30 protein-coding genes and 1 pseudogene are annotated in these 25,484 nt (G+C 63.8%); 21 read left to right on the forward strand and 10 right to left on the reverse strand.

Annotated features, from left to right (window positions below; all coding sequences use genetic code 11):
- Positions 1 to 9: 9 nt before the first annotated feature.
- From RA26_RS18300 to RA26_RS18350, 11 genes and pseudogenes are all read left to right on the forward strand, one after another.
- The gene (locus RA26_RS18300; RefSeq protein WP_039186184.1) at positions 10 to 708 is read left to right on the forward strand and encodes a molecular chaperone DjiA; all 699 of its coding nucleotides are present in this window, start codon (positions 10 to 12) and stop codon (positions 706 to 708) included.
- A partial coding sequence (locus tag RA26_RS18305) for an endonuclease/exonuclease/phosphatase family protein (protein ID WP_039186412.1) occupies positions 689 to 1,222 on the forward strand: 534 nt, incomplete at its 3' end. The genes RA26_RS18300 and RA26_RS18305, both read left to right, overlap by 20 nt.
- A gap of 68 nt (positions 1,223 to 1,290) precedes the next feature.
- A pseudogene (locus tag RA26_RS18310) lies at positions 1,291 to 1,821 on the forward strand (endonuclease/exonuclease/phosphatase family protein); the annotation flags it as partial.
- A 142-nt stretch (positions 1,822 to 1,963) separates the two neighbouring features.
- Positions 1,964 to 2,836, forward strand: coding sequence for a hypothetical protein (locus tag RA26_RS18315; protein ID WP_039186188.1), 873 nt, complete (start codon positions 1,964 to 1,966; stop codon positions 2,834 to 2,836).
- A 343-nt stretch (positions 2,837 to 3,179) separates the two neighbouring features.
- Complete coding sequence (locus RA26_RS18320; protein WP_039186190.1) at positions 3,180 to 3,437, forward strand: YjhX family toxin; 258 nt, start codon at positions 3,180 to 3,182, stop codon at positions 3,435 to 3,437.
- A gap of 11 nt (positions 3,438 to 3,448) precedes the next feature.
- On the forward strand, positions 3,449 to 3,895 hold the full coding sequence (locus RA26_RS18325) for a GNAT family N-acetyltransferase (RefSeq protein ID WP_039186192.1): 447 nt from the start codon (positions 3,449 to 3,451) through the stop codon (positions 3,893 to 3,895).
- A 61-nt stretch (positions 3,896 to 3,956) separates the two neighbouring features.
- Positions 3,957 to 4,478, forward strand: a complete 522-nt coding sequence (locus tag RA26_RS18330; protein ID WP_039186194.1) for a GNAT family N-acetyltransferase — start codon at positions 3,957 to 3,959, stop codon at positions 4,476 to 4,478.
- A gap of 234 nt (positions 4,479 to 4,712) precedes the next feature.
- Positions 4,713 to 4,907, forward strand: coding sequence for a hypothetical protein (locus RA26_RS18335; protein WP_039186196.1), 195 nt, complete (start codon positions 4,713 to 4,715; stop codon positions 4,905 to 4,907).
- Between the two features lie 8 nt (positions 4,908 to 4,915).
- Positions 4,916 to 6,031: a Hint domain-containing protein gene (locus RA26_RS18340; RefSeq protein WP_082015876.1), complete on the forward strand. Its 1,116-nt coding sequence runs from the start codon at positions 4,916 to 4,918 to the stop codon at positions 6,029 to 6,031.
- Between the two features lie 210 nt (positions 6,032 to 6,241).
- The gene (locus RA26_RS18345; RefSeq protein ID WP_152612659.1) at positions 6,242 to 6,901 is read left to right on the forward strand and encodes a hypothetical protein; all 660 of its coding nucleotides are present in this window, start codon (positions 6,242 to 6,244) and stop codon (positions 6,899 to 6,901) included.
- A gap of 126 nt (positions 6,902 to 7,027) precedes the next feature.
- Complete coding sequence (locus RA26_RS18350; RefSeq protein ID WP_039186200.1) at positions 7,028 to 7,408, forward strand: hypothetical protein; 381 nt, start codon at positions 7,028 to 7,030, stop codon at positions 7,406 to 7,408.
- Positions 7,409 to 7,432: 24 nt separating this feature from the next.
- Here the strand turns inward: RA26_RS18350 and RA26_RS18355 are convergent, their stop codons facing one another.
- From RA26_RS18355 to RA26_RS18380, 6 genes are all read right to left on the reverse strand, one after another.
- Positions 7,433 to 9,019 (reverse strand): Ppx/GppA family phosphatase, encoded by a 1,587-nt coding sequence (locus RA26_RS18355; RefSeq protein ID WP_039186202.1) that lies wholly within the window; start codon positions 9,017 to 9,019, stop codon positions 7,433 to 7,435.
- A gap of 52 nt (positions 9,020 to 9,071) precedes the next feature.
- The gene (locus tag RA26_RS18360) at positions 9,072 to 9,779 is read right to left on the reverse strand and encodes an HdaA/DnaA family protein (protein ID WP_039186205.1); all 708 of its coding nucleotides are present in this window, start codon (positions 9,777 to 9,779) and stop codon (positions 9,072 to 9,074) included.
- A gap of 4 nt (positions 9,780 to 9,783) precedes the next feature.
- The gene (locus tag RA26_RS18365; protein WP_039186207.1) at positions 9,784 to 10,872 is read right to left on the reverse strand and encodes an AI-2E family transporter; all 1,089 of its coding nucleotides are present in this window, start codon (positions 10,870 to 10,872) and stop codon (positions 9,784 to 9,786) included.
- Between the two features lie 231 nt (positions 10,873 to 11,103).
- Positions 11,104 to 11,622 carry a fasciclin domain-containing protein gene (locus RA26_RS18370; RefSeq protein WP_039186209.1) on the reverse strand — a complete coding sequence of 173 codons (519 nt, stop codon included), beginning with the start codon at positions 11,620 to 11,622 and terminating at the stop codon, positions 11,104 to 11,106.
- Between the two features lie 119 nt (positions 11,623 to 11,741).
- On the reverse strand, positions 11,742 to 12,719 hold the full coding sequence (locus RA26_RS18375; protein WP_039186212.1) for an isopenicillin N synthase family dioxygenase: 978 nt from the start codon (positions 12,717 to 12,719) through the stop codon (positions 11,742 to 11,744).
- A complete protein-coding gene (locus RA26_RS18380) occupies positions 12,716 to 14,080 on the reverse strand; it encodes an FAD-dependent oxidoreductase (protein ID WP_039186213.1) in 1,365 nt (454 codons plus the stop codon). The genes RA26_RS18375 and RA26_RS18380 overlap by 4 nt, the downstream gene beginning before the upstream one ends.
- 222 nt (positions 14,081 to 14,302) lie before the next feature.
- On the opposite strand from RA26_RS18380, the gene RA26_RS18385 reads away from it, so the two are divergent.
- The 5 genes from RA26_RS18385 (at position 14,303) to RA26_RS18405 (ending at position 20,065) form a co-directional block, all read left to right on the forward strand.
- Positions 14,303 to 15,904: a BCCT family transporter gene (locus tag RA26_RS18385; RefSeq protein ID WP_039186215.1), complete on the forward strand. Its 1,602-nt coding sequence runs from the start codon at positions 14,303 to 14,305 to the stop codon at positions 15,902 to 15,904.
- Between the two features lie 137 nt (positions 15,905 to 16,041).
- Positions 16,042 to 17,085, forward strand: coding sequence for an Ldh family oxidoreductase (locus RA26_RS18390; protein ID WP_039186217.1), 1,044 nt, complete (start codon positions 16,042 to 16,044; stop codon positions 17,083 to 17,085).
- A gap of 246 nt (positions 17,086 to 17,331) precedes the next feature.
- The gene (proS, locus tag RA26_RS18395; RefSeq protein WP_039186219.1) at positions 17,332 to 18,687 is read left to right on the forward strand and encodes a proline--tRNA ligase; all 1,356 of its coding nucleotides are present in this window, start codon (positions 17,332 to 17,334) and stop codon (positions 18,685 to 18,687) included.
- A gap of 133 nt (positions 18,688 to 18,820) precedes the next feature.
- The gene (locus tag RA26_RS18400) at positions 18,821 to 19,336 is read left to right on the forward strand and encodes a carboxymuconolactone decarboxylase family protein (protein WP_039186221.1); all 516 of its coding nucleotides are present in this window, start codon (positions 18,821 to 18,823) and stop codon (positions 19,334 to 19,336) included.
- A 105-nt stretch (positions 19,337 to 19,441) separates the two neighbouring features.
- Entirely contained in the window at positions 19,442 to 20,065 is a 624-nt protein-coding gene (locus RA26_RS18405) for a GDSL-type esterase/lipase family protein (protein WP_039186224.1), read from the forward strand.
- A gap of 12 nt (positions 20,066 to 20,077) precedes the next feature.
- Here the strand turns inward: RA26_RS18405 and RA26_RS18410 are convergent, their stop codons facing one another.
- Both RA26_RS18410 and RA26_RS22770 read right to left on the reverse strand, forming a co-directional pair.
- Complete coding sequence (locus RA26_RS18410; RefSeq protein WP_039186226.1) at positions 20,078 to 20,566, reverse strand: HPP family protein; 489 nt, start codon at positions 20,564 to 20,566, stop codon at positions 20,078 to 20,080.
- Positions 20,567 to 20,578: 12 nt separating this feature from the next.
- The gene (locus RA26_RS22770; RefSeq protein ID WP_152612660.1) at positions 20,579 to 20,827 is read right to left on the reverse strand and encodes a hypothetical protein; all 249 of its coding nucleotides are present in this window, start codon (positions 20,825 to 20,827) and stop codon (positions 20,579 to 20,581) included.
- On the opposite strand from RA26_RS22770, the gene RA26_RS18415 reads away from it, so the two are divergent.
- The 3 genes from RA26_RS18415 to RA26_RS18425 are packed head-to-tail and all read left to right on the forward strand — an operon-like array spanning position 20,811 to position 23,327.
- Entirely contained in the window at positions 20,811 to 21,311 is a 501-nt protein-coding gene (locus RA26_RS18415; RefSeq protein ID WP_039186229.1) for a DUF2937 family protein, read from the forward strand. The genes RA26_RS22770 and RA26_RS18415 overlap by 17 nt on opposite strands.
- Before the next feature lie 53 nt (positions 21,312 to 21,364).
- A complete protein-coding gene (locus RA26_RS18420; protein ID WP_039186231.1) occupies positions 21,365 to 22,651 on the forward strand; it encodes a lipoprotein-releasing ABC transporter permease subunit in 1,287 nt (428 codons plus the stop codon).
- Positions 22,644 to 23,327 (forward strand): ABC transporter ATP-binding protein, encoded by a 684-nt coding sequence (locus RA26_RS18425; protein WP_039186233.1) that lies wholly within the window; start codon positions 22,644 to 22,646, stop codon positions 23,325 to 23,327. The genes RA26_RS18420 and RA26_RS18425 overlap by 8 nt, the downstream gene beginning before the upstream one ends.
- Positions 23,328 to 23,433: 106 nt before the next feature.
- Here the strand turns inward: RA26_RS18425 and RA26_RS18430 are convergent, their stop codons facing one another.
- Positions 23,434 to 24,072 carry a LysE family translocator gene (locus tag RA26_RS18430; protein WP_039186235.1) on the reverse strand — a complete coding sequence of 213 codons (639 nt, stop codon included), beginning with the start codon at positions 24,070 to 24,072 and terminating at the stop codon, positions 23,434 to 23,436.
- A gap of 187 nt (positions 24,073 to 24,259) precedes the next feature.
- On the opposite strand from RA26_RS18430, the gene RA26_RS18435 reads away from it, so the two are divergent.
- Positions 24,260 to 24,586 (forward strand): bactofilin family protein, encoded by a 327-nt coding sequence (locus RA26_RS18435; protein ID WP_039186237.1) that lies wholly within the window; start codon positions 24,260 to 24,262, stop codon positions 24,584 to 24,586.
- Between the two features lie 73 nt (positions 24,587 to 24,659).
- The gene (locus RA26_RS18440) at positions 24,660 to 25,001 is read left to right on the forward strand and encodes a zinc ribbon domain-containing protein YjdM (RefSeq protein WP_039186238.1); all 342 of its coding nucleotides are present in this window, start codon (positions 24,660 to 24,662) and stop codon (positions 24,999 to 25,001) included.
- Here RA26_RS18440 and RA26_RS18445 read toward each other — a convergent pair.
- Positions 24,998 to 25,432, reverse strand: a complete 435-nt coding sequence (locus RA26_RS18445; RefSeq protein ID WP_039186239.1) for a DMT family transporter — start codon at positions 25,430 to 25,432, stop codon at positions 24,998 to 25,000. The genes RA26_RS18440 and RA26_RS18445 overlap by 4 nt on opposite strands.
- Positions 25,433 to 25,484 lie beyond the last annotated feature (52 nt).

Raw genomic sequence — 25,484 nt, forward strand, 5'->3', positions numbered from 1 at the left:
GCTCGCCGCATGTCACTCTGGACCCGCATATCCGACGCGCTGGCCGCGCTTGCCGCAGGCGAAAGCCTCACCGACGTCTTTGACAAGCTGCGCGCGCCGCCCGAACGCACGGTGGCCTTTGCCATCGCCGTCATCGCGCTGGGTGCCAAGATGGCCAAGGCCGACGGCCAGGTCACCCGCGACGAGGTCACCGCCTTCCGCGAGGTGTTCCAGATCGCCCAGGATGACGAGGCCGGCGCGGCCCGCGTCTTTAACATGGCGCGCACCGATGTGGCCGGTTACCAGGAATACGCCCGCCGCATCCAGCGCATGTTCGGAAACGACCCCACCACGCTCTGCGACCTGATGGAGGGGCTGTTCCACATCGCCATGGCTGATGGCTTCTACCACCCCGGCGAAAACGAGTTCCTGGAGGAGGTGAGCCGCATCTTCGGCCAGACCCCGCAGCAGTTTCAGGCGCTGCGGGCGCGTTTCGTGCCGGATGCCCCCAAGGATCCCTATACGGTGCTGGGCGTCAGCCCTGAGATGACCCGAGAGGAGATCCGCAAGCACTGGCGGCAGCTGGTGCGCGACACCCACCCGGATGCGATGATCGCCCGCGGGGTGCCGGAGGAAGCAGTGCGGCTGGCGGAGAAGCGGATGATCGACATCAACCGCGCCTGGGATGAAATCAGCGGATGCGGCGGCAATGCGGCTGGCCACCTATAATATCGAGTGGTTCGCCTATCTGTTCGACAAGGACGACACCCTGATGCTGGACGCCAAGCCCTCGGGCGTGCATGGCGTCGACCGCTACACCCAAGGCCGCGCCATCGCCCATGTGCTGCAGCGTATCGACGCCGATGCCATCATGGTGGTCGAGGCGCCCAATACCGGCCGCAGCCAGCGCACCACCCGGGCGCTGGAAAACTTCGCTGCTGAGGCAGGACTGCGCGCGCGCGAGGCGGTCAGCGGCTTCCCGAACGACACCCATCAGGAAATCGCGCTGCTCTATGACCCGGATGTGCTGGACGCGGTGCATGACGCGCGCTCCAGCCCTGCCGCACCGCGGTTTGACGGGGTGTTCGAAATCGACCTCGACGTGGATGAGCGGCTGGATCAGGTGGCGTTCTCCAAACCGCCGCTGGAGCTGGCGGTGACCACCAAGGGCGGCACCGCCTTGCGGCTGATTGGCGCGCACCTGAAATCCAAGGCACCGCATGGGGCCAGAACGCCGGAAGCCNNGCGGCCGGGGAGGGGGGGCCTCCCCCAACCCCCCCGCGGGGCCGGCGGGTGCCCCCAAGGGGGGCCCCCGCCTTGCGGCTGATGGGCGCGCCCCTAAAACCCAAGGCCCCGCAGGGGCCAAAACCGCCGGAAGCCATCCCTGCCGCCGCCACCGCCAACCGCCGCAAGCAACTGGCGCAGGCGATCTGGCTGCACCGCCGGGTTGAGGAGCACGTCGCCGCAGGCGAGCATGTGATGGTGCTGGGCGATCTCAATGATGGACCCGGGCTTGACCAGTATGAACAGCTGTTCGGCCAGTCCTCGGTGGAGATCGTGATGGGCGATCTGCTGCACGACCCCCACGCCCAAAGCCTGCTGCAGCCGCGCCCGGCCATCCCGCCCAGCACCTCGAGGTTCTATAATGCGGAAACCAAGCGTTTCACCCGGGCGCTGCTGGATTACGTGATGATTTCGCAAAGCCTGATGGGCCTGCGCCCCCAGTGGCGTATCTGGCACCCGTTTGAGGACGGCGAATGCTACGCCGATGCAGACATGCGCCAGGCGCTGCTGGATGCGTCCGACCATTTTCCGGTGACACTGGATATTGAGGCGGGGTGAGACGCGGGCGGTGCAGCAGCGACCGCGTGGCAAAAGGCAGACCGCAGCAAGCACATTTTGCGCTGATACCATTCTCACGCCACAAATCTGCCTGATACTCAGGGGAAATTCTCCCTATTACATTGCTAAAAAGAGATTTTCTATGTTCTCCCGCATCTTTCGCCAATACCGCCGCTTCTTACTTGGCTGTGCTCTCTTGACGCTGGGCACAATACTCGCAACTGAACTCGGATTTTCTGAACCGTTTGAGGTGGAAGGGCCTCCTGTCCTGACTGCCATATCCCTGATCCTTGCCGTCGTTATTCTCATGGGGCTGCTGATCACCGTATTCACTTTGCTCCTCCCGGCCTGGCTGCCGATGGTAGAGGTTGTCCTCTTGGCCCTCCTGCTCAGCTTGCCTTTGGAACCGGTCTGGCAGTTGGTAGCGGCTAAGACTGGGGCACCGGATTGGATCAGTTGTTTCCTGCTGGCAGGGCTCATTGTGGCCGTAGAACGCTTTATCTACGGCTCCTGGCAGCCTCGGTCATGGCGCCGCGATCTGAAGCCGTGCACCACAACATTTACTGTTCCAGGCACTCCGGAAATCGTGTGGGCGAAACTTGCCCCCATTCCCGCTCACAAGGAGAGCTATTACTGGCCTGATGCGTCCTTTTTGCCGTCGAAGGAAAACAGCAGTGCGGATTTTATTCTGAGCTTGCCTCGTAAGGATATCTACAAGGATGTGCTTGTTGAAATCCGGATAAACAAATCTGATGCGCCGCGGCACCTGAGCTACCGTGCGGACCCCCTGGCGAAGGGCAACGAAGTTGCCTACGCAGTGGAATTCCGCATTGATCCCATCAGCCACGAAAGATGTCGGGTAACCTACAGCCGGCAACTTCTGTCGGTGACACCGGGAAAACGTCTTTTCCTCTATCTTACAAATGATTTTCGCGACATGCGTGCCAGTCTGCGCGCTCGGCTGTCCGGCCGTCGCGATCGTTCTATTCAGGGGTTGCAGATGCTGCGCAGTTAAGGGCGGCCGAAGGGCGGTATGATGCCCGGAGTTTGCGCGGGAGGAACCAGCACCGGACCATTACCCGGCGGCGCAGGATATCGGGACGGGGGGCAGTGGCCGCCTCTACCGGAGCATTCGCGGCTTTCGCAGACACGCTTAGCTTGACAGGCTCCAGTCCACAGATTACGTGACCGCCGCACGAGGGGCATGATGCCTCTTGCAATGGAGATTTTATGAAAGAGTCCCGGGCCTGACGCCCGTTCCTGGCGAACTTCACAGGAACACCCGCAAAGATAGGCACACTCACGCGCTGACGCTGAGTGATCCTGTTTCTGTGCTTTCATAAAATCGAGACATCCCAATGAATATCTCAAAGCACGAGCAACGTGTTTTGCATGAACTCGCTCTGGGCGGCGAGATCAAATACGCACGCGGCGGCAACGGCAAAGTGCACTCCGTCCAGTGTTTTACACGTGACGGATTTGTCCTCTCCACCTGTACAAAGGACGTGTTCAAGCGCCTGAAAGACAAGCGCTTCATCAAGTCGAAGAACGGCAGCCCCTATCGCATCACGCATTTAGGGAACCAATCCGTGCGCGTGCAAATGAACCAGCGATAGGACAGAAAAAGATGACAGATAACACGTTCTCTATCCGCCCTTACCGCGCCGGTGACACGGATGCGGTGATTGCCGTCTGGCAAAGGGCCAACGCGCTTGCTCATCCGTTCCTCAGCCCGGACTTCGCGGCAGAGGTGCAGCAGGCCATGCGCAGCATCTATCTGCCAAATGCGGAAACCTGGGTGCTGGAGGAGGCAGGCGCCGTCATCGGTTTCATTGCATTGCTTGGCAATGAAATCGGCGGCCTGTTCCTGGAGCCGTCCAGACACGGTCGGGGATACGGCAAGGCGCTGGTAGATCATGCCGTTGCCCTGAAGGGGCCGCTGAAGGTGGAGGTCTTTCGAGACAACACCATCGGGCGGCCGTTCTATGAACGCTACGGCTTCGAATTTGCCGGGGGCGTGCTTCACGAACCTTCCGGACAGGTGAGCCGGAAGATGGCGATGCCCGGTGCCTGACCGCCTTCAACAGGTCGCCCCTTGCAGGGCGGCCATGCTATTCATCCAATGGAGACCAGAAATGGACCGCATGGAAAAAGAAAACATCATCGACGTTCACCGCCGTGCCTTTGGCCCGGAGGAAGGACCGGAAGTCGCAAAGCTTGCAGAAAGCTTCCTTGATCACCCCGACACGATCTCAATCAGTGTCAGCCGGGAGGGAAGGATTGCGGGCAATGTGCTGTTCACGCCCTTCGTTTTCGAGGACCACCCCGGCACAAAATGCTGCCTGCTCGCGCCCTGCGGCGTTTTGCCGGAGTATCAGGGCCATGGAGTGGGCAAGGAGCTGATGAAAAGCAGCATCGCACACCTCAGGTCCGCAGGATTTGACGCAGTGTTCGTGCTGGGCGTCCCCGCATTCTATCCCCGCTACGGCTTTGTCCCGACGGACAAGCAAACGCCGTACCCGGATCTGCTGACCATTCCGGAATCCTGGATGGCACTGGAACTGACCGCCGGAACCGTTGCAAAGCTGAGTGGCAAGACGACGGCAATTCCTGAGTTCATGCAGCCAGAGATGTGGGACACCTCCGCATACGGCTAGGTGCTTGAAACCCGGATCTGTGCACCCCGGACGGTTTGACGGGGAAGGCCGGCGCGGAATTCGCGCTGGCCTTTCAGATAGCCAGCGCCTGAAAGGCATGGGCTCCGTTCTGGTTTTCATTAAATTTTAGGCAACTAGCGGCAGACTTGCACTTGCGGGCGCGCGTGCTGCCCTCCACTTTTGGTTGTGGTGGGCGGCGTTCGCGGTGTGATCCGCATACGCAGGTGCCGGAGTATGAGCGAGCAAGACAGAAACAGGGTCTTTGCGGCTGAGCTGGAAGCCCGGTTCGGCGCGGAGCTTGACAGCCGCGAGCGCGAAACCGCGGCGCAGGCACTGGGCCGGGATGCGGCCCGCTGCCGGCTGCGTCCGGGCGGGTTGCGCGCGCTGTTCAAGGCGCTGGAGGAAACCGAACCCGCGGGCCAGGGCTGAGCTTTGCCATGGCGGAATATACGGCAGAAGCCTTCAAGTGGTCCGGCACCGGCTACAACGCGCAGTACAACACCTCCCACACCGCGGTGTTCAAGGACAACGATGCTGCTTACCAGGGCGAAGGCGACAACGGAGAGCGCATCAGCATCGACGGCGGCTCCTTCGGCAAGACCGCCGGCGACCCTTATGCCATCGACATCTCTTTCACCGGCACTGACGGGGCGCAGCACACCGAAACCTTCTATTTCTTCAATACCGGCGGGGAGTGGTATTTCGTGCCGGGGCCGGGCTCTGCCTTCACCACCGGTGCCACGCTGGGCAGCTATCAAAGCCATACCAGCGGCTGGAACTATGCGGATGTGGTCTGTTTCGCCCGCGGCACCCTGATCAGCACCGCCGAGGGCCCCTGTCCGGTGGAGATGCTGCGCCCGGGGCAGCAGGTCCTGACCGCCGATGGCGGCTATGCCGTGCTGCAAATGGTGACCTGCCGCGCAGTCAGTGCAGAACAGATCCGCCGCAACCCGAATTTGTGTCCGGTGCTGATCCGCGCCGGTGCGCTGGGCGCGGGACTGCCGCTGCGGGACTTGCGGGTGTCACGCCAGCACCGGCTGCTAGTCAGTTCCCGCATTGCAGGCCGCATGTTCGGTCAGGAACAGGTGCTTGCGGCTGCCCGCCAGCTGACGGCGCTGCCCGGCATCCGCATCGACGACACGGTGGCTGAGATAGAGTATTTCCACCTGATCTTCGGCCAGCACGAGGTGGTGCTGGCCGAAGGCACCCCGGCGGAAAGCCTGCTGATGGGGCCGGAGGCGCTGAAGACCCTGCCGCCCGCCGAACATGCCCGGCTCAAGCGCCTGTTTCCGGCGCTGGACGGCGCGGCCCCGCCACCCGGGCCTGCGCGTCCGATCCCTGCGGGCAAGCAGCAGCGCAAGCTGATCGCCCGCCACAAAAAGAACAGCCAGCCATTACTGCAGACCTATGTGTCGGATCCGGCGGCTGCCGCGGGCAAGGCTCCAGCCGCCGCAGGGCACAGCTGCCCCCCTTGCAGCACCGGCCCTGGCAAGCCGCCGCTGATCCTGTCGGAACCGCTGACCGGGCCGGATCCGGGAGGCAGGCCTTCGTAAACTGCGGCGGTGCAGTTCACCCGAACCGGGACAACCTGACCGTAGGGCCAAGTGCCGCCTGAATCAAAAACTATTAGCTTTCAACAGGCATCTGTTACCGATCTGTAAGGCACCATTTTGAGTGCAACTGTATCGATGCAAGTGTAAAGGTGGATTATGCTCTGCTCTAGATGACGTTTCTTCATCTTCACATTTAAGGATTTGATTTTTATGCCGAAGTTTACTGGCCGCTTGTGTTTTGCGGGTGCCATTGCGCTAGTGCTGGCTAGTCCGGTTTCAAGCATTGAGGCTGCAGGAGAGGCTGCGGGCAAACCTTCTCGGGCAAGTTTTGACCAAGCGGCAGAAATGTTCAAAGACATCTGCTTGGATACTCTCCCTGAATTCCGGCACTCCAAAGAGATCGCGGTTGGAAAATATGGCGCCGAATTTGACGGTCGAAAAGACCTCTCATGGCATTCCTTCGATCCCAGCAGCTTCGTCAAGACGATCACCATCAGCAGACGCAAGGAGTGTTCGATAACAGTGGAAACTGACGGCAGAGGTGAGCACCATGTCGAGGCATTTCGAGCAATCCTGCCGGATCTTCCTTCCACTGGCCTTTACTCTGAGCGAACCGGGAAGGGGGATGATTTGGATCACTTGGCCCAGTGGCAGTACTTATTCAGTGCCAACGAGGCTACCCCTTACCGACTGCTCAAAAAATACAGCTACCGAAATACTAAGCTGGGAGACGCAGTGAGCCTGACACTCAGCGTTTCATACCGAAGTTTTCAATGCACAGTTTCAAAAGAACAGTTGGAACTTTTCGGCATTACCGGCGAGCCACCAAGAAAGGATCTGCTGCTGTCTGATGCGGAACGATGGTGCTGAGCAATCTGCGCCGTTCGCACCGGGATCGGCGTTGCCTGCAAGAGTTTTGCCAAACTGGCTTTGTCCAGCCCTGCGCCACCTCCCGCCCCCCTGTTACACCCCGCAGCCGCTCCCTATATTAGCCCTATGAAACATCTCATCCTGCCTGCCGCTCTGATCACCCTGATGTCCGCGCCGCTTTCCGCTCAGGAGGCGGAAGAGGAGGGTACCGGCCCGTCGCTGATGGAACGCGGCGCGGAGCTGTTCTGGGAAGGGCTGCGCAAGGAGATGGCGCCCGCTCTGGAAGACCTGCAGGGCATGATGGAGGAGATCGGTCCCTCGATGGGTGCCTTCCTGGCCGAGATGGGGCCGGCGCTGGCGGACATTGCCGATCAGGTGGAGGACTGGAGCGCCTATGAGCTGCCGGAAATCCTGCCCAACGGCGATATCATCATCCGCAAGAAGCCTAAGGACAACGCGCCTGCCAAGGAAGACAAGGATGAGGACGAAGGCGTCACTGAAATCTGACGCCGCTGCGGCCTCCTGTAGCTGTTATTCCGGCGCCTGCTCCGGCAGAGCTTCCGGTGCGGGTTTGCTGAACTTCAGGTCAACCTCCGCCCCCAGCGCCTTGGCCAGCGACTTCAGCCGCGATTCCGCCACTTCGCCGTAAAGCGGCCGGGCCGCGTCCGGCAGGGTCACATGCAGCACCCGTTTGCGCGGCTGCCACTGCAATTCACCGATTTCGCCGTTGCTGGTCACCATCAGCATGGCGCCGAAGCGCATCGCCTTGCCCAGCACCTCGGCTTCGTGCTGGCCCTTTTCGTCCAAGAGATCATAGAGATACTCAAAGGAACTGCCGTGCCGCTTGTTGCTGTAGCGGTGCAAGAGCGCGAGCCCCAGGAACACCCGTTCAGAATGCTTGAGCCCGCCGAGGTTGGCGCGGGTGGCGTTGTCGAAACAGACCTCGGCGCGGTAGTCGGGATGCGCCCGCCAGCTGACGTCATGCAGCAGGCAGGCCGCCTTGACCAGCCGCCGCTTGCTGTGGCGGGCATTGGCGAACAGCGGATGCACGAAGTCATAAAGCGTCTTGCCAAAGCCCGGGACGCGGGCGTCCTTCATCTCGGCAAAGCGCGAGGCCTCGACCAGCGGGTCGCGGGCGCGCAGCCGCTGCGGCATCTGCTCGTACAGCAGCCCCTCGCGGATGCCGTAGCTGGAGACCGCGATGTCCTTGGGCTTGAAGGTTTTCACGAGCCGGGTCAGCACGTCGATGGCATAGGGCACCAGCGACATCCGGCTGGCGGACACCCCGCAAGCGCCGCGCAGCTTATCCAGATCGCTGGTCTCAATATAACGGGCAGTTTCGCGGACGTCCTTTGCGGACATCCGGTATTCGTGCAGCACTTTCAAAGGGTAGCCGCGGCGGTGCATGTCGATGCGGGCAATCGCGCGCCAGCTGCCGCCGACCAGGAACAGGCGGTCGCGCTGCGGGCCCATTTCGCCCTTCAGCCGTTCGATCACTTCCTTGATGTGCTCTTTGCGGCCGCGACGCCCGCCCTTGATATCACGCAGCTTCAGCGGCCCAAGGGATGAGGTCACCCGTCGCCCGACAGAGTTTTCCTGGATCTCCGCCAGCTCCATCGAGGAGCCGCCGATATCGCAGACCAGACCATAGGCGCCGGGCCAGCCCAGCAAAACGCCCTGCGCCGACAAACGCGCCTCTTCACGCCCGTCGATGACGTGGATCTTGAGGCCGGTCTCGCGCAGCACTTCCTCGCAGAACTCCGGCCCGTCCTCAGCGTCGCGCACCGCGGCGGTGGCGACAGCGGACAGGGGCGGCAGCCCCATGCCCTTGGCCAGATGCTGGAACCGGCGCAGCGCCGACAGCGCCCGGGCGCGGCCCTCGGGGTTCAGGCGGCCCGATTCCGACAGGCCGGCACCCAGCGCGCACATGATCTTTTCGTTGTAGAAATAGGCCGGGCTGCGGGCGGCGCCGTCAAACACCACCAGGCGGACCGAGTTGGAGCCGACATCGACCACCCCCACCCGCGACAGCGCCCGGGCCTTGGGGTCATCAAAGATCGGACGCCCGAAGGGGCCCCAATCGGTGGCGGCGGCGGCGGGGTCCTGGGACAGGTTCATGAGGGCTCCGTCTTGCGATCCGCGGACAGGATGGGGGATGGGCGGGCAGCGGTCAACAGCTTGCGGATGCGTCATTTTCCGCCGCCTCTTCGCGCACTTCCGTTAGCGCCCGCACTGCCAGGGGCCGTGTCAGGCTGCGTTTTTCGGCCAAGGACAGCTGGTCCAGCCGCCGCACGATCTGCGCCGCGGCCGCAAAGGAACGGTCCATATGCGCCACCAGATAGGGAATCACATCCGGCTTGGGGGTGATCTGGCGGTCGTTGAACAGCTTGGCCAGCACCACTGCCAGCAGCTGGTCGTCGGGCGGCTGCAGTTCAGCATGGGTGGCGGCCTGCACCCGGCTTTGCAGGTCGGGCAGCGTCAGTCCCCAGAGGTTCGGTGCGCCGCGCCCGGTCATCACCAGGGAATGGCCCTGCGCCAGCACCAGATTGTGCAGGTGGAACAGGGCGTTCTGCTGCTCTTGGTCATCGGCGATCTGCGGCACGTCCTCAACCACGACCGGGCCTTGCGCCAGCTCCGGCACCAACTGTTCGCTCAGGCTCGCAGCGGACAGGATCCGCGCCCCGGTCTGGCTGGCCCAGACATGCGCCAGATGGGTTTTTCCTGCGCCTTTGGGGCCGGTCAGCACCAGCTTTCCACTGGGCCAGGCGAACTGCGGGTCCAGCAGGGCCACCGCCATCGCGTTGGAGGGCGCGACAAAGAAATCCTCCCGCCCCAGCGCCGGTTTCGCCGGGAGATCAAAGCTCAGCTGCTGTGCCATCGGGTTACTCCGCGCCTGCGTCGCGTTTCTCAGCATTGGGATGGCTTTGGCCCTGATACAGGCGGCTGTCCAGATACTGTTCAGTCACAAAGCGCGCGATCACGCCAAGCGCCGCCGCCACGGGCACCGCCACCAGCATGCCGACAAAGCCGAACAATGCGCCAAAGACCGACAGCGCCAGCAGCAGCCAGACCGGATGCAAACCCACCGAGCCGCCCACCAGCTTGGGCGTCAGGATATTGCCTTCTGCCACCTGACCGATGGCAAAGATGGCGGCCACCAGCCCGATCGACACCCAGTCGCCCCAGAACTGGAACAGCGCCAGGCCGATGGCCAGCGCGCCGCCAATGAGGGCGCCGAGGTAGGGAATGAAGGTGACAAGCCCCGCGATGAAGCCGACAGCGAGGCCGAAGTTCAGCCCTACCAGCATCAGCGCCACTGCGTAATAGGTGCCCAGGATCAGGCAGACGGTGCCCATGCCGCGGATGAAGGAGGCCAGCACCGCATCGATTTCGCCCGCCAGGCGGCGGATCACCGGCTGGTGGTCGCGCGGCAGCAGCTCGTCGATCCGGGCAACCATCCGGTCCCAGTCCAGCAGCAGATAGACCGCCACCACCGGCACGATGACCAGCAGGATCACGATGTTCAGGAAGGAGGCCGCGCCGCCCAGCACTGATTGCAGCACCTCCATCGCACGCGATTGCAGCGTCTGCATGAAGGAGGTGACAGCCTGGTGTATGCGGCTGTTCTCCTCGAAAACCGTGGGGAAATGCTCGGTCGCAAAGGCGCGGGCATCGCGCAGCAGCTGGGGCAGCACCTGCGCCAGGTCGATCATCTGCGAGATCAGCGTCGGCACCACCACCACCAGCAGCAGGAGGAAGATCAGCAGGGTGCCCACGGTGATCGCGGCGGTGGCGCCGGCGCGGCTCATGCCCCAGGCCTCCAGCCGGTCGGCCACCGGATCGATCATATAGGCGATGGCCGCGCCCAGCACGAAGGGCATCAGCACATTGCCAAGCGCCCACATCACCACCGCAAAGACAATCGCCGCGATGCCCCAGTATTTCAGCTGCTGTTTTGCCGGTAAGGCCATGGTCCGCGTGCCGCCCTTGGTCCGTTTGTATCAGGTTCCTGGCGCCAGTCTTTCCTGATGCCGCAGGGGCTTGCAAGGGGGCAGGGCAAATCCCCTGTGGGCAAGGCGGGGATAAGGCGGAAAAGGCCGGGGGCAACTGGGGGATGGCTTTGCCATGCAACGCTTGGGCGAACCTGCAAAAAAGCCCGGACCAAATTGATCCGGGCTCAGATGCCAAGGGGGAGGGGCGCCTTAGTGGCAGTCAGGCCGGGCGCCGGGCAGCAGAACCTTGTCGACCACATGGATCACACCATTGTCCGCCTTGATGTCCGCAATCACGACGTTGGCGGAACTGCCGGTTCCGTCAGCGATGCTGACGCCTTCGGAGGTTTTGCTGATGCACAGCCGTTCAGAGGCCAGAACGGGTTTGAAATAGTTGGAACCGCTGGGGATCATCTCAGCCGTCAGTTTTCTGTCATCGACGTGGTAGAGCAGCACATTTGTCAGCTGATCCTTGTTCTCGGGTTTCAGCAGGGTTTCCACCGTGCCTTCGGGCAGGGCGGCAAAGGCTTCGTTGACCGGCGCGTAGACGGTGAAGGGACCGGGGCCTTGCAGGGTTTCAGCCAGCCCGGCTGCCTGGACGGCGGCAACCAGGGTCGAGAACCGGTCGTCAGAGGCGGCAATGTCGACAATGGTGTTTGCGGACGCAACGCTGGAAAAGCTCAGAACGGCGGCGGCGGCACAGGCCGCGTGTTTGATCTTGGAAAACATGAAAAGTCCTCTCTGCTGAAGCTGTGTTTGGCGTCATGACACGAGCGTTACGGCGCCAGCAGGGGGATTGGATTATTCCGCTCACGCGTCCGTGAACGGGTGTGAACGCATGATCTTCATCAGCTGTGGATCGTGCCCAGCTCCGGCGTGTCTTCGCCCGCGTTCTCATCCGGCCAGTTGGTGCGCCAGATTTCCGCTGACCAATGGCCGCAATGGACGGCGGGACGGTCGAAGCCCGGAAGCGGAGGCAGCAGCGGCTGCACCACCACGTCATGGCGCGGCACGGCGAAATAGGGGAAGGAGTAGCGTTCCCGCCCGGTTTTGTTGACCACCCGGTGCGGGGTGGACACCAGACGGCCGCCGGACCACAGCTCCAGCATGTCGCCAATGTTCACCACAAAACCGCCGTGCGGGCAGTCCGGAGTGATCCAGCCACCGTCCCGGGTCTGCACCTCAAGGCCCCCGACCGGGTCCGGCGCGATGATGGTCAGCGCGTCGGTGTCCTTGTGCGGGTGGATGCCGAACCCTTCCTCCTCCGGCGCCTGCGGCGGGTAGTGCAGCAGGGACATGTTGGTGAGCGGGGCTTCAAACGGTTCGCGGAAGGCTGCCGGGTCCAGCCCCAGCCCCTCTGCCAGCGCGCCGAGGAGCAGGTGGAACACATCGTCCAGTTCGGTCCAGTAACCCAGGATCACGTCACGCGCTTCCGGCACCTCAACCGGCCAGCGGTTGGGGCCGTAGAGCGGGCATTCGCTGCGGACCGGATCGTCCGCCGCCACCTCATGGTGCAGTTTATAACCCTCGTATTTGTCCGCCGTGCCGGAGCCGTCATTCGGCGTGAAGAACCCCATGGGGATGTAGCCGCGGTAATTCTCCCGCGTAATTGCTTGATCCCACTTGGATTTCTCCGGTACGGCAAAGATCGTCTGCACCGTGTTCCGCACCGCCTCCACGGTTTCCCGCGCGACGCCGGTGCCGGTGATCGAGAGGAACCCGATATCCTCCGCCGCGGCCAGAATCGCGGCAACCGTTTCCTGCCGCCGGGGATGGCCCGCCTCGCGCAGTGGCGTGATGTCGATGGTGGGGATGGCTTGGGTCAATGGATCCGCACCCCCTGGCGCTTCAGCTCTCCTTGCACGGCGGTGATATCCACCGCGTCAAACTCGCAACCCGATTTCACGGACAGCGCCGCGGCGATGCCCGCGCCTTGTCCCGCCACGGCGCAGCAGGCCATGTTGCGGGTGGCGGCATGAGCGATCTTGTCGCCGCCGATGGCGCGGCCGGTGACCAGCAGCCCCTGCACGCCTTTGGGCAGCATCGAGCGGTAGGGGATTTGCATGTAGCGCCCGGTGGTGGGCAGGATCAGCACCCCGTAGCCGTCGATGAACTCCGGGTAGATGCCGATGGTGTCCTCGAACCGGCCCTGATTCCGTGTCTCGTCCTCGGTGATGTTGTGATGCGCGTCGATCTTGCGGGTGTCGCGGATGCCGATGGTCATGCCGAAGTTGCGCAGCCGCGCACCTTCGCAGCCCGGCGTATAGGCGCGCAGTGCGTTGATGGCGTGCATCGCCTGCTGGCGGCCCTCGATCTCGCCGCGGGTCATGCTGTCGGGGTCGGTGCCGTCGATGCCTGCCAGATGCACCAGGTTCATATAGGTCATCTCGCCGCTGTCATGCACCGCGCCCCAGGTGCCGCCGATGGTATTGAGATGCGCCGGGATCACCCCGTCGCGGATCGCCTGGCCAAAGGGCTTGGCCAGGAAGGGGGAGAACATCTCATCCTCCTTGCCTGAGGTCTCCACCTGCCATTCGCCGGTCGACCAGTTGGCGTAGGTCTGCGGATCAGCCTTCACGCCCTCCATGAACTTCTGCTTGTCGACGCCGGCGATGTGGAACATCACGCTGGCCGCCTGCATTTGCTCCACCGGTGTCTTGAGGGTCGGCGCGCCCATCATGTGGGCAATGTCCGCATCACCCGTGGCGTCGATCACACGTTTCGCCAGGATGGCCTCGCGGCCCGCCTTGCTCTCGACGATGACGCCGGTGATCCGGTTTCCCTCGCGGATCGGGGCGACAAACACCCGGTGCAGCATCGGGTGAATGCCGGCCTCTTCGACCAGCTTGTCCGCGACCAGCTTGAAGCCCTCGCTGTCCAGCTCATAGCTGAGCGACTGGCTTTCGGGCACCGCCGCGCCCATCATCTTGGCGCGTTCCTCGAACTCCCAGCCGATGCCGCCGGCCTCCACCGTTTCCTCGTGCCGGTACCAGGCAAAGCCCTCGACCCCCACGGTGGTGATATTGCCGCCGAAACAGCCGAAGCGGTCCAGCAAAGCGACCTCCACCCCCGCCCGCGCCGCCGCCAAGGCCGCTGCCAGCCCGCCGGGGCCGGAGCCCACGACCAGCACTTCGGTTTCATGGATAACCGGTATCTCGCGGGCCGGTTCGGTAATTGTTTTGGCCACGTCTCTCTCCCTAAGTCGTGCCGCCGTGTTTGGCGTTTCCGCTAACACTTTCGAATCTTGAACGGCGGTTCAAGTTCCTTTGCGCCAGAATGCGGCAAAAGCGACATCATGCTGAGAGAGGGGCGCATACCGGTCCCAGGGCGGGTTTGCGGCGCAAATTAGGAGATTTCCGAATTTAATGCGACACTTGAGGCAGAATTAACGAGTAAGAGGGGAGGCGTCATGCCTGAAACAAAGAAAATGCTCGATCCCGACCCGAGGGTCTGGGACTTCGAGACAGAGTATGAACTGGGACAGGACAACATCCGGCCGTTCGGCCTGGACATCCATAATCCTGTCTTCCTGATTTCCAGTATCCTGATTGCCGCCTTCGTGCTGATCGCGCTTGCCAACCAGGAAGCGGCAGCGGCCTTTTTCGGCTGGCTGCGGCCCTGGCTGACCAGCACCTTTGATTGGTTCTTGGTCTTGTCGGTGGATGCCATCACCCTGTTCTGCCTGGCACTGATCGTCCTGCCGGTCGGCTCTGTCCGGATCGGCGGCAAGGATGCCAAGCCGGATTATTCCTATGCCGGGTGGATTGCGATGATGTTCGCGGCCGGCATCGGTATCGGCCTCTTGTTCTTCGGCGTGCTTGAGCCGGTCTACTACAACTTCTCAGAAGGCGGCGCCGCGCGTCCGCTGGGGATCGATATCAATGAGCCGGGCAATGAATACATCGGCATTGTCGGCACCATTCACCATTGGGGCCTGGAGGGCTGGGCGGTTTACGCCGCGGTCGGCCTGTCGCTGGCGATCTTCTGCTACAACCTCGACCTGCCGCTGACCCTGCGCTCGGCCTTTTATCCGATCCTGGGCGAGCGGGTCTGGGGCTGGTGGGGCCATGCCATTGATACGCTGGCGGTCTTTGCCACGCTGTTCGGGCTGACCACCTCCTTGGGCCTTGGCGCGCAGCAGGTTGCGGCCGGCCTTTATGAGGTGTTCGGGATCGAGCCATCTCCGACGGTTGTCGTGCTGCTGATCATCGGCATCACCGCAATTGCGCTGGGCTCGGTGCTGATGGGCATGGATGCCGGTGTCAAACGGCTGTCGGAAATCAACATGGTGATGGCGGTGGCGCTGTTCATCTTCGTTCTGCTGGTCACTGGCATAGGCACTGCAATTGCACGCTATTTCAACGTGATGGTGGACTATATTCAACTGCTTCCGGCGCTCTCCAATCCCTTCGGGCGCGAGGACACCAGCTACTTCCACGGCTGGACCACCTTCTACTGGGCCTGGTGGATTGCCTGGTCGCCCTTTGTCGGCATGTTCATTGCCCGCATCTCCAAGGGCCGCACGGTACGCGAGTTCGTGCTGTGCGCGCTGATCGCCCCGACCGCGGTCTGTGCCCTGTGGATGTCGACCTTTGGCGGCGGCGCCATCGACATGCTGAACGCCGGCGGCGCCGAGGGCGTCAAGGCCACGGTGATCGACAGCTACAAGCCCGAGGGCGCGCTGTTCGGCTTCCTCAAGGAGCTGCCTTTGTACTCGATCGTCGCACCTATCTCGCTGGTGCTGATCGTGATCTTCTTTGTGACCTCATCGGACTCCGGCTCGCTGGTGATCGACACCATCACCGCAGGCGGCAAGATGGACGCCCCGGTGATCCAGCGGGTGTTCTGGTGCACTCTGGAGGGTCTGGTGGCCATCGCGCTCCTGCTTGGCGGCGGGCTGTCGGCGCTGCAGGGCGCGGCGGTCTCGACCGGCATCCCGTTCACGCTGGTGGTGCTGATGATGTGTTACTGCCTGTGGCTGGCGCTGCGCGCTGAGCGGGCGAAAATGTAACAGGCCAGTGCTGCGGGCGGAGAGACCGCCCGCAGCGTTCTCTATCTGCTTCTTTAGTTATGTCGCAAATGCGCGCGGCAGGCGTCGCCTGTCCCGTACCCTGAGTCTTGGGAGCAGAGCAGGGAGCGCGATTCGCCATGACACGCAGCAAGTACAGCAAGGACACGCCGCGGGTGGCGGTGCCGCAGATCGAGGCCTTCCGCATTGCCGAGGCCATTCTGTCTGCCAAGGGCTGCCCCGCGGACATCGCGGCTGAGGTGGCGGCGCATCTGGTCGATTCCGACCTGTCGGGGGTGGAATCGCACGGTGTGTGGCGGATCCTGCCTTATGCGGGCTACTACGACAGCGGCTATCTGACCGCCGGGGCGCGCCCGGAGCTGCAGCAGAACGCCCGCGGCGCCTGGAGTGTTACCGGCCATGGCGGCATCGGCATTCCGGCAATGTCGATTGCGATCCGCGATGTGGTGGCGCGGGCGCAGGATAGTGGCATTGCGGCCATCGCTGTTATTGAGGCCGGCCATACCGGGCGGCTGGGGGCCTTTGCCGAATATGCAGCTGAACAGGGCTGCCTGGCGATCATCATCGGCGGCGGCGGACGCGAGGCCTGGCGGCTGGTCGCCCCTTACGGAGGACGCAAGGCGCTGATGTCCACCAACCCCTATGCCATCGGCATTCCCGGCGGCCGGCGCGGGCCGGTGATCGTTGATTTCGCCACCTCAGCGGCGGCTGCGGGCTGGGTCTACGGCGCGCGGATTGCTGGCGCCAAGCTGCCGGAGGGCGTGCTGATCGACCGCGACGGCAACCCCAGCACCGACCCCGAGGCCTATTTCGAGGGCGGCGCCATCCTGACGGCGGGCGGTGCCAAGGGTTATGCGCTGTCGGTGGCGGCTGAGATGATCGCCGAGGCGATGCTGGGGCCGGTCACCACCGAATGCAACTGGCTGATGCTGGCGCTGGACTGCAGCCTGTATCAGGAGTCCAGCCGCTTGCAGGAGATTGCCGAGGGCATTCTGGACGAGTTCCGCAACTGCCCGCCGGCGCCCGGGTTCGACCGGGTCGAAATCCCCGGCGAGCGCGAGGCCGATGCACGGGCGGAGAATGCGGAGAAGCCGATCCTGCTGCCGGAAGCCACCTGGGCGGAGATCCGGATGCTGGCAGACGGGCTGGGGGTGAAGGTTTAGGGGCGCATTTTCTGCACCACGAGGCCCGGGACTGACCTTGGGGAGGCGCGCATGCGCCTTCCCGGGGGGAAGGTCAGGCGCGGGCCGTGCGGCTGGCGCCACACGTCCCAAAGTGACGGGCGGCCAATGTTTCGGCTCAAGCAGGTGCTGCGGCATCCCTGTAAGGGCGGATCCTCCTCTTGCCCGCACCCCCATCACCCACTAAACCGGGCGGGAACTCGAACACACATCACCGATGGAGCCAAGATGCGCCTGTCCCGCTATTTTCTGCCGGTTCTGAAAGAGAACCCCTCGGAAGCCCAGATCGTCAGCCACCGGCTGATGCTGCGCGCCGGGATGATCAAGCAATCCGCTGCCGGGATCTATTCCTGGCTGCCCTTGGGCTTTAAGGTGCTGAAGAAGATCGAAAGCATCGTCCATGACGAGCAGATCCGCGCGGGCCATATTCCGATGCAGATGCCGACCATGCAGTCGGCCGACCTGTGGCGCGAGTCGGGCCGCTATGAGGCTTACGGCCAGGAGATGCTGCGGGTGAAGGACCGGCATGACCGCGACATGCTGTTTACCCCCACCGCCGAAGAGCTGATCACCGACATCTTCCGCGCCCACGTCAGCAGTTATAAGGACCTGCCGCTGACCATGTACCAGATCCAGTGGAAGTTCCGTGACGAGATCCGCCCGCGTTTCGGCGTGATGCGCGGCCGCGAATTCTACATGAAGGACGGCTACAACTTCGACCTGACCAAGGAAGACGCGCTGCACGCCTACAACCGCCACCTGGTCAGCTACCTGCGCACCTATGAGCGCATGGGGCTTCAGGCGATCCCGATGCGCGCCGACAGCGGCCCGATCGGTGGCGACGACACCCATGAATTCCTGGTGCTGGCCGAGACCGGCGAGTCCGAAGTCTTCTATGACAGCGCCGTCACCGATCTGACCTTCGGCGACCGCGAGATCGATTATGACAGCGTCGAGCAGTGCCAGAGCGTGCTGGAGGAGTTCACCTCCAAATACGCCCGCACCGACGAGACCCACGACGAAGCCTTGTTCAACCAGATCCCCGAGGAGCGCCGCCGGGTGGCGCGCGGCATCGAGGTCGGCCAGATCTTCTATTTCGGCACCAAGTATTCCGACGCCATGGGCGCCACCGTGCAGGGCCCCGACGGCAAGAACGTGCCGGTCCACATGGGCTCCCACGGCATCGGCGTCAGCCGCCTGCTGGGTGCGATCATCGAGGCCAGCCACGACGACAAGGGCATCATCTGGCCCGAAGGCGTGACCCCGTTCCACTGCGGTATCGTCAACCTCAAGCAGGGCGACGACGAAGCGGATGCCGCCTGCAACCAGCTTTATGCGGCACTGACCGCGGCCGGTCTGGACCCGCTCTATGATGACCGCAACGAGCGCGCGGGCGGCAAGTTTGCCACCATGGACCTGATCGGTCTGCCCTGGCGCATCACCGTCGGCCCGCGCGGGCTGAAGAACGGCGTGGTTGAGCTGACCTCCCGCCGCACCGGCGAGAGCGAGGAGCTGTCCCCGGAAGAGGCCGTGAAGAAGGTGGTTGAGGTCTACAAGGCGCATCCCACCGGGCGCGGTTTCTGAGCCAGCCTGCCGGTTTGAAGGATACAGCCCCGCTGGCGAGAGCTGGCGGGGTTTTCCTTTGCCTTGCAAGGCGCTGACAGAGGGCGGCCCGGATGCTAACCTTGTCCTGAACCGGAACAGGGGCAGGGCAAGCATGGGCAATTTCAGCGGTATCGCAGCAGACAGCGGGCTGACCCATGTGCTGTCCTCCTTTCCGCAGAACTCCGAACAACTGCTGCGCTTGCTGGACCGCATCATGTGCAGCGGCGGTGCGCTGACCCGGGGCGAGCGCGAGGCAATAGCCGCGCATGTCTCCGGCCTGAACGGCGTGGCCTATTGCGTCCATTTCCACAGCCTGTTCTCTGAGGTGTTCTGCGGCCCGGTTGCGGCGACGCAGGACCGGATCCGGCCCCTGCTGGATTATGCCGACGCCTTGCACGAAGAGGAGGCAGAGGGCATCTCGCAGGCCTTTGAGGCCGCCACCAGCGCGGGCTGGAGCGATGCGGCGCTTTACGAGGTGGTGGAGGTCTGCGGCATGTTCAGCTTCATCAACACCATTGTCAGGGCGGCGGGGCTGGCCGAGCCAGACCAGAAACCGGACCCGCAGCCGACGGCTGAGGAGCTGGAAGGTTCCTATGCTGCAATGGCAAAGGTTGTGCGCGGAACGTAGTCCTTGCGCGGACCGCGCCCGCCAGTCCGCAGCACAAAGGGACGGTCTTTTCTCTTGCCCGCACCACCCGTCCGCCGCAGGGTGCCGGAAACGGGAGGATACGGCATGAAACAGATCCTGGCTTTTGGTGCCAGCCAGACCTGGGGCAGCGACCCCCGTACCGGCGGGCGCCATGCGGCAGCGGACCGGTGGCCGGTCGCGCTGGGTGAAGGCCTGCCGGATGCAGAGGTGATCACCGAAGGGCTGCGCGGGCGCACAGCGGCTCACTCCCGCCACACGGCTTGCGTTGAGATGCGCGGCGATGCAGTGCTGCCGATGCTGCTGCACAGCCACGCGCCGCTGGATCTGGTGGTGATCATGCTGGGCACCAACGAGATTTACGAGACCCGTCCCAACCATCTGATCCGCGACGGTCTGGAGCGGCTGGTCGAGATCATCCGCCACCACCCCTGGCGGATGCCGGAACCGGTGGCGCCGCAGGTGCTGCTGGTCTCGCCGCCGCCGGTGACGCTGTGCGAAACCTCGGATGTGACCCCGGCGATGGTCGAACAGTCAGAGGCACTGGCAGACGTGATCGAGGCGCTGGCAGACCGGCTTGGCTGCGGCTTTTTCGATTCCGGCCAGGTGGCGCGGGCCTCAGCCGCGGATGGCTACCATCTGGAGGCGGCGGACTCGCGCGCCCTGGGCCAGGCGCTGCGGCTGCCGGTGGCGGCGATGCTGGCGCTCTGACGCAAGCTCCGATCAGCCCTGTTTCAGCGGGTATTCGTGGCCTGAGAACCGGTGGAACAGGGCGGCAATCGCCACCAGCGCCACGGCCCCGGTCAGCACCGGGAAAAGCAGGAAGGAGACGCCGGGATCGGTGGCAAAGACCACCAGCGGGTCGGCGCCCGCGGGCGGATGGGTCAGCCGCAGCGCTGCCATCAGGGCAATCGAAAGGCCAACCGCCAGCGCCAGCGCCCACCAGGTATCGGGCAGCAGCGTGTTCAGTGCCAGGGCGACGGCGGTCGCCAGCACATGGCCGCCGACCACATGCGCGGGCTGCGACAGCGGGCTGGCAGGGACCGAGAACAACAGCACGCAGCTGGCGCCGAAGGGGGCCATCAGCAGCAGCAGATTGGCGTGGGTGGTAAGCAGCGACAGCGCCGCAATTGCCAGAAAGGCGCCAAGCCCCGCCATGATCACCATGCGCAGCGAGGGATGCGGCAGCGCGCGTTTGAAGTACCTGTCCATCGTTTCCACCCATTAAAACCGGAACCCGCCTGATAAAGCCCTAGCACCGGGCGAATACAAGGCAATGGGCATATGCGGCAGGTCACGATGCGGTGACGCCGTGCGGAACGGGTGCGCAAGAGTTTTGAAGGAAAACTCTTGGCAAATCTCTTCCTCAAAAGATTTGCGTGCGGGATCCGCTTGCCTGAGCGCAGCGTTTGGCGTTTGATTGAAAGAAAACCAGGCGGCAGAAAAGAGAGCAGCAATGCTGGCGAGGATCATCACCCTGGCAAGCGGCACCTTCGGGGCGGCGGCCAGTTCGCAGTTCCCGGAGTATTCGCAGCAGTATCTGCAGCGGCTGGACGGCGCAGTGGACGAACTGCGGCGGATTGCGGCCGGGTTCGATAGTGACGCGGCGGAACTGGGGCTGACCCGGCAGGAGGCCCTGGTACAGCTGTCCGAAGGCGGCGCGATGGGCGCGCAGCGGGCGGAAACCATGGCGGGAGTCCTGTCCCGGTTCCAGCAGCTGCAGGCCGATATGGCGGCGCTGCAGGATCTGACACCGCTGCAACGGGTGCTGAGCGCTGCCCGGTTCTCCGATCCGGAGGTTGCGACGGCCGCCTGGGCCAGTTTCCAGCCTGCAATTCCAGTCAGCGCGGACGGGCTGATATTTGCCGGCGGCGGCGTGCTGGCAGGTGTACTGGCGGCCGGCCTGCTCCTATCGGTTCTCCGCCTGCCGTTCCGGGCGCTTGGCCTGGCTGCTTGACCCTGTCCCGCCGCCCTCCTAGGGTCGCGCAAAATTTCCGGGCAGGACCGCTTATGGCCACGACACCACCGCCGTTTTCACGTTTTGAATGGATCATCGCCTGGCGCTACCTTCGCGCCCGCAAGGCCGAGGGCGGGGTCAGCGTAATGACCTGGATCAGCCTCATCGGCATTACGCTGGCGGTATTTGCGCTGATTGCCACGCTGGCGGTACGCTCCGGCTTCCGCTCAGAGTTTGTCGGCACCATTCTGGGCGCCAATGCCCATGTCACCGTCTATTCTTATGGCGAGGTGAATGAGGCGGGCGTGCTGGACCGCTCGCTGAAAGACTACGAGGCGCTGGCGAAGACCGTCGCCGCGGTCCCCGGCGTCACCCGGGCCGCGCCGCTGGTCAAGGGGCAGGTGATGGCCAACCTGCGCGACCGCAACGCGGGCGTCGAGGTGTTCGGCATCTCCGCCGAGGACATCCAAGGCATCCCCGGCGTCGCCCAGAGCGAAGAAGCCATCGGCGACCTTGCCCGGTTCGAGGAGGGCATCGCCATCGGCTCCGGTGTCGCGCGGGAACTGGGGGTTTCGGTCGGCGACAAGATCAAGCTGATCTCCCCCAATGGCGTCAAAACCGCCTTTGGCACCAGCCCGCGGGTCAATGCCTATGAGGTGGTCTATGTCTTCACCGCAGGCCGCTGGGACATCGACCGCACCCGGGTCTATCTGCCCTTTGGTGAGGCGCAGAGCTTCTTTAACCGCGAGGGTGTCGCGGATGAGATCGAGGTCATGGTGGAAGACCCTGAAAACGTGGATCAAATCGCCCTGCCGATCCTGACGGCAGCGGGTGGCGTTGCGGGCGTCTGGACCTGGCGCGATGCCTCCGGCGGCTTCCTGCGGGCGCTGGAGGTCGAGGACAATGTGATGTTCATCATCCTGTCGATCCTGGTGCTGATCGCGGCGATGAACATCGTCTCCGGCCTGATCATGCTGGTCAAGAACAAGGGCCGCGATATCGGCATCCTGCGCACCATCGGCCTCAGCGAAGGGTCCGTCATGCGGGTGTTCTTCATCTGCGGCGCCTTCACCGGCGTCCTTGGCACAATCTGCGGTGTGGTGCTGGGCTGCCTGTTTGCGCTTTACATCGATCCGATCTTTTCCTTTGTGAACTACGTCATGGGCGGCGGCGTCTGGGATCCGTCGATCCGCGGCATCTATGCGCTGCCCGCCGAGCTGCGGCTGGCGGATGTGGTTTCGGCCACCGCGCTGTCCTTGGGGCTGTCGTTCTTCGTGACTATTTTCCCGGCCCGCCGCGCGGCGCGCCTCAACCCGGTGGAGGCGCTGCGCTATGAGTGAGATCACGCTGGAGCTGAAGGGGATCACCAAATCCTACCTGACCGGCACGCCGGGGCAGGTCGACGTGCTGCGCGGCGCCGGCCTGAGCCTGCAGGCAGGCGAAGTTGTGGCGCTGGTGGCGCCCTCAGGCGCGGGCAAGTCGACGCTGCTGCATATCGCAGGCCTGCTGGACACGCCGGACGCGGGCGAGGTGCGGGTGGCCGGTGAGGACGTTACCCGCAAGGGCGACCGCCGCCGCACCCGGGTGCGCCGCCAGGAAGTCGGGTTCGTCTACCAGTTCCACCACCTGCTGCCGGAATTCACCGCGCTGGAAAACATCGTTCTGCCGCAGCTGGCCAATGGGGCCTCGCAGAAATCCGCAGTGGCACGGGCGGCGCAGCTTTTGGGAACCGTGGGGCTGGCAGGCCGCGCCGATCACCGCCCCGCGGCGCTGTCGGGCGGCGAGCAGCAGCGGGTTGCCTTTTGCCGGGCGCTGGCCAATGCGCCGCGGGTGCTGCTGGCGGATGAGCCGACCGGGAACCTGGATCCCGGCACATCGGATCAGGTGTTTGCGGCGCTGATGGAGCTGGTGCGCGGCACCGGCCTGTCGGCGCTGATTGCCACCCACAATCTGGAGCTGGCAGCGCGGATGGACCGGCAGGTGAAGCTGGAGAACGGGTTGCTGGTGCCGGTTTAGATCATTGGCTGAGGTCCCTTGGGAAGATTCGACGGTCAGTCTCTTGCATTCCGCCCGACCACACTTTCGTGTGCCGGTACCGTTCCCGCAGGTGGACTAAGGTCTGTCAGACGCTTGGACGGAAGCTCGCCAGTTTCAGCCCGAAGCCGATGAACACCACACCCGTGATCCCCTTCAGCCAGCGCTGGAAGCCGGGGCTGCCGGCCGCCGCTGTCAGGCGGGTGAACAGCAGAACCATGGCGCCGAACCAGAGCGCAGCAATCGCCGCGTGCAGTGCCACCAGCAGGAAGGCAGAGGCGGCAGGTGTCCCGCCTGCGGTGATGAATTGCGGGAAGGCGGCAAGGTAGAACATTGACACCTTGGGGTTCAGCGCGTTGGTCAGGAAGCCCTCGCCAAAAGCGCGGGCCAGTGTGCGGCGGCGTTTGGCCGGGGTGACGCGGGCGGCGGGGCTGATGCTGTTGAAGGCCGCGATCAGTGCCTTGGCCCCGATCCAGCAGAGATAGGCGGCGCCCAGGTATTTCACGATGGCAAAGGCGGTGGCCGATTTCACCAGGATGACCGACAGGCCCAGGATCGAGAGCGCGCCATGCAGGAAAAAGGCTGCCACGAAGCCCGCGATATTGGAAAACCCCGCGCTGCGGCCGGAAGCGGGGACGGTCTTGGCAATCAGGAACCCATTGGGGCCGGGCGACATCACCAGAAGGGCCGCGACAAAGGCAAACGCGGCAATTTCGGACCAGGCCATCAGAAAAACTCCGTCATGAAAATCAGCTGCTGGGGAGCCTAGCCGCAGGGCCGCCGGCGGGCAAGGCGGCGGAACCTTGCCGGCGGAGAAGGTGCGGCTTTGGCCCTTGGACAGCTGTTTGCTATCAGCTATTCAAATTGGTCCGGGCGGGTTAGGCTGTCCGGGGTTGCGCAGAAAGGGCTGAGACGTGGTGAATTCGGTAATCGAGAAAGATGTGACGGTTGAAGGCAATATCACCTCCAGCAAGGGCAGCGTCGAGGTCCGGGGCCGGGTTGTCGGTGATGTGTCGGCGCTGGCGGTGACGGTGCTGGAAGGCGGCACCGTGGATGGGGCGCTGAGTGCGAAATCGGTTACCGTGGAAGGCGCCTACAGCGGCAAGATCCAATGCGAGGACCTGCGTCTGGCAGCCAGCTCGCAGGTGCAGGCGGATGTCTCGGCGCAGACCATGTCGACCGAGAACGGCGCCCAGCTGCAGGGCAATATCAAGGTCAGCGGCAAGACGAACGGCGCGTAAGCGCAGACGCTTCGGCGGGCGTCAGGCGGTTTGCGTCTGGCCCCGGCCTGTCTGGCAGGTTAACAGTCCGGGCATGACTGATACCCTGCCGCCGTGCCCCGAGTGTTCCTCTGCCTATACCTATCAGGTGGATGCCCTGCTGATCTGTCCTGAATGCGCCCATGAATGGGCGGCGGGTGAGGCCGCAGGCGATGCCAAGGAAGTGCGCGACAGTGTCGGCAATCTGCTGGCAGACGGCGACACGGTGACGGTGATCAAGGACCTGAAACTGAAAGGCACGTCCTCGGTGATCAAGGTCGGCACCAAGGTGCGCGGCATCCGGCTGGTGGACGGCGATCACGACATCGACTGCAAGGTGCCGGGCGTCGGGCCGATCGGACTGAAGTCGCAGTTCGTGAAGAAGGTGGCCGGTTAGGCCATCTGGGTGATCCAGACCCCCAGCGCCATCACCGAAATGCCGGCCGCGCGGGTCAGGGTCAGCGGGCTGACCTGGGCGCCGAACAACCCGAAATGGTCGATGGCGGCGGCAGAGATCAGCTGGCCGATCAGCACGAAAAACACCGCGTTGCCGACGCCGAAATGCGGCGCCACATAGGTGATCGACAGGACGTAGAAGGCCACCAGCACGCCCGCCAGCAGCAGGTGCTTGGGCGCGGCTGGGATCTTGGCCAGTGCTTGCGGGCCCGCCATCAGCGCATAAAGCGATGTGGCAATCAGCGCGATCAGGAACAGCACCACCGCGGCAGAGGCGGGGGAGCCGATCAGCTTGCCCAGTGCGGCGTTCAGAGCCGCCAGCACCGGAATGCCAAGGCCCGCGGCCAGCATGATGAGGGCGTATTGGGTCATTGGGCGGCTCCTGCAGATTGCTTGGTGGATTTGTGGCCGGAAATCCGGCGTC

This window comes from Leisingera sp. ANG-M7, from assembly GCF_000813965.1.
In the GTDB taxonomy this organism is placed as follows: domain Bacteria; phylum Pseudomonadota; class Alphaproteobacteria; order Rhodobacterales; family Rhodobacteraceae; genus Leisingera.

What these genes read in the sequence shown, in the direction of transcription:
- RA26_RS18340 (WP_082015876.1), top strand. Translation starts at nt 4,916, where the DNA reads ATGGCGGAATATACGGCAGAAGCCTTCAAGTGGTCCGGCACCGGCTAC.
- RA26_RS18350 (WP_039186200.1), top strand. Translation starts at nt 7,028, where the DNA reads ATGAAACATCTCATCCTGCCTGCCGCTCTGATCACCCTGATGTCCGCG.
- RA26_RS18440 (WP_039186238.1), top strand. Translation starts at nt 24,660, where the DNA reads ATGACTGATACCCTGCCGCCGTGCCCCGAGTGTTCCTCTGCCTATACC.
- RA26_RS18300 (WP_039186184.1), top strand. Translation starts at nt 10, where the DNA reads ATGTCACTCTGGACCCGCATATCCGACGCGCTGGCCGCGCTTGCCGCA.
- proS (WP_039186219.1), top strand. Translation starts at nt 17,332, where the DNA reads ATGCGCCTGTCCCGCTATTTTCTGCCGGTTCTGAAAGAGAACCCCTCG.
- RA26_RS18320 (WP_039186190.1), top strand. Translation starts at nt 3,180, where the DNA reads ATGAATATCTCAAAGCACGAGCAACGTGTTTTGCATGAACTCGCTCTG.
- RA26_RS18410 (WP_039186226.1), bottom strand. Translation starts at nt 20,566, where the DNA reads ATGGACAGGTACTTCAAACGCGCGCTGCCGCATCCCTCGCTGCGCATG.
- RA26_RS18330 (WP_039186194.1), top strand. Translation starts at nt 3,957, where the DNA reads ATGGACCGCATGGAAAAAGAAAACATCATCGACGTTCACCGCCGTGCC.
- RA26_RS18345 (WP_152612659.1), top strand. Translation starts at nt 6,242, where the DNA reads ATGCCGAAGTTTACTGGCCGCTTGTGTTTTGCGGGTGCCATTGCGCTA.
- RA26_RS18355 (WP_039186202.1), bottom strand. Translation starts at nt 9,019, where the DNA reads ATGAACCTGTCCCAGGACCCCGCCGCCGCCGCCACCGATTGGGGCCCC.
- RA26_RS18430 (WP_039186235.1), bottom strand. Translation starts at nt 24,072, where the DNA reads ATGGCCTGGTCCGAAATTGCCGCGTTTGCCTTTGTCGCGGCCCTTCTG.
- RA26_RS18360 (WP_039186205.1), bottom strand. Translation starts at nt 9,779, where the DNA reads ATGGCACAGCAGCTGAGCTTTGATCTCCCGGCGAAACCGGCGCTGGGG.
- RA26_RS18445 (WP_039186239.1), bottom strand. Translation starts at nt 25,432, where the DNA reads ATGACCCAATACGCCCTCATCATGCTGGCCGCGGGCCTTGGCATTCCG.
- RA26_RS18385 (WP_039186215.1), top strand. Translation starts at nt 14,303, where the DNA reads ATGCCTGAAACAAAGAAAATGCTCGATCCCGACCCGAGGGTCTGGGAC.
- RA26_RS18325 (WP_039186192.1), top strand. Translation starts at nt 3,449, where the DNA reads ATGACAGATAACACGTTCTCTATCCGCCCTTACCGCGCCGGTGACACG.
- RA26_RS22770 (WP_152612660.1), bottom strand. Translation starts at nt 20,827, where the DNA reads ATGATCCTCGCCAGCATTGCTGCTCTCTTTTCTGCCGCCTGGTTTTCT.
- RA26_RS18315 (WP_039186188.1), top strand. Translation starts at nt 1,964, where the DNA reads ATGTTCTCCCGCATCTTTCGCCAATACCGCCGCTTCTTACTTGGCTGT.
- RA26_RS18415 (WP_039186229.1), top strand. Translation starts at nt 20,811, where the DNA reads ATGCTGGCGAGGATCATCACCCTGGCAAGCGGCACCTTCGGGGCGGCG.
- RA26_RS18390 (WP_039186217.1), top strand. Translation starts at nt 16,042, where the DNA reads ATGACACGCAGCAAGTACAGCAAGGACACGCCGCGGGTGGCGGTGCCG.
- RA26_RS18370 (WP_039186209.1), bottom strand. Translation starts at nt 11,622, where the DNA reads ATGTTTTCCAAGATCAAACACGCGGCCTGTGCCGCCGCCGCCGTTCTG.
- RA26_RS18365 (WP_039186207.1), bottom strand. Translation starts at nt 10,872, where the DNA reads ATGGCCTTACCGGCAAAACAGCAGCTGAAATACTGGGGCATCGCGGCG.
- RA26_RS18335 (WP_039186196.1), top strand. Translation starts at nt 4,713, where the DNA reads ATGAGCGAGCAAGACAGAAACAGGGTCTTTGCGGCTGAGCTGGAAGCC.
- RA26_RS18405 (WP_039186224.1), top strand. Translation starts at nt 19,442, where the DNA reads ATGAAACAGATCCTGGCTTTTGGTGCCAGCCAGACCTGGGGCAGCGAC.
- RA26_RS18425 (WP_039186233.1), top strand. Translation starts at nt 22,644, where the DNA reads ATGAGTGAGATCACGCTGGAGCTGAAGGGGATCACCAAATCCTACCTG.
- RA26_RS18400 (WP_039186221.1), top strand. Translation starts at nt 18,821, where the DNA reads ATGGGCAATTTCAGCGGTATCGCAGCAGACAGCGGGCTGACCCATGTG.
- RA26_RS18420 (WP_039186231.1), top strand. Translation starts at nt 21,365, where the DNA reads ATGGCCACGACACCACCGCCGTTTTCACGTTTTGAATGGATCATCGCC.